This is a genomic window from Bifidobacterium sp. UTCIF-38, from assembly GCF_006454495.1.
Lineage (GTDB): Bacteria > Actinomycetota > Actinomycetes > Actinomycetales > Bifidobacteriaceae > Bifidobacterium > Bifidobacterium callitrichos.
This window is the reverse complement of the sequence record NZ_JFAL01000016.1, coordinates 1-1,246: the sequence shown is the minus strand read 5'-3', so window position 1 is coordinate 1,246 and position 1,246 is coordinate 1. Positions and strand designations below refer to the sequence as shown.

At 64.2% G+C, this 1,246-nt stretch carries 1 protein-coding gene; it reads left to right on the top strand.

Features of this window, described 5'->3' with window-relative positions; genetic code table 11:
- A partial coding sequence (tnpB, locus tag BW11_RS06060; RefSeq protein ID WP_258231286.1) for an IS607 family element RNA-guided endonuclease TnpB occupies positions 1–1,246 on the top strand: 1,246 nt, incomplete at both ends.

Sequence of the window (1,246 nt, the reverse complement as noted above, 5' to 3'; positions counted from 1 at the left end):
CGGGGGCGGCCCGTTTCGCGTACAACGCGGGATTGGCGCACGTCAAGGAAATGCTGGAGGCCAGGGAGAAGCCGGAGTGGTCGCTATACGCGCTGCGCCGCTGGTGGAACGTGAACAAGGACATGCTGGCCGTGGACTCGGACGGGACTCCGTGGTGGCGGGAGAACAGCAAGGAGGCGTACAACAGCGGGCTGGAGGCGTTGGCGGCTGCGTTGTCGAACTGGTCGAAAAGCCGTGAGGGGCAACGCAGGGGCCGCAGAATGGGTTTCCCGAAGTTCAAATCGAAGGACAGGACGACGCCGAGATTCGCGTACACGACCGGGAGTTTCGGGCTGATCGACCGTGACTCGAAGGCGTTGAGACTGCCGCGTATCGGCCGCGTGCACTGCATGGAGAACATCGCCGAACGCGTCGGCGGTGCGAGGGTGCTGCGCATGACCGTGAGCCGCCGTGCGGGACGCTGGTACGCGGCGTTGACCGTCGAACGCGAAGACAGGACGCCGGCACGTCCGCCGAAAGGCGGCGCGGTGGGCGTCGATCTGGGCGTGAAATCCTTGGCGACGCTCTCGGACGGCACCACGATCGCCAACCCGCACACGCTCAAGGCCAATGAACGCCGTCTTAAGCGGGCGCAACGCTCGCTGAGCCGCAGACAACCCGGCTCGCATCGGCGCGCCCACGCGCGGGAACGAGTCGTCCGACTGCACGCGCGTGTCGCCAATCAGCGCCGCGACACGTTGAACAAGCTGACCACATGGCTCGCCGACACGTACTCGGACATCGGCATCGAGGATCTGAACGTGGCGGGCATGGTCAGAAACCATCGGCTCGCCAAAGCCATCGAGGACGCGTCGTTCGCGGAACTACGCCGCCAGCTCGAATACAAGACCATGCGCACCGGCGCGCGTCTGCATGTCATCGACCGTTGGCATCCAAGCTCGAAACTGTGCTCGAACTGCGGGAGCGTGAAAACCAAACTCTCCTTGGGCGAGCGCACCTACCATTGCGGGACCTGCGGTCTCGTGATCGACCGCGACCTGAACGCGGCCATCAACATCCAAAGTCGCCGGGAGTGCCCCGGAGACCCTAAACGCGCATGGAGGGGACGGAAGACGGAACGACGCATCACGTCGTGCAACGCAGACCCCGGTGAAGTGCGAACCAAGCAGCCACGCAAGCGGCGTGAGACTTGGAGCGGACGATCGCAAGACCGTCCTGCAAACCAAAACAAACTAGTTTGCAACGG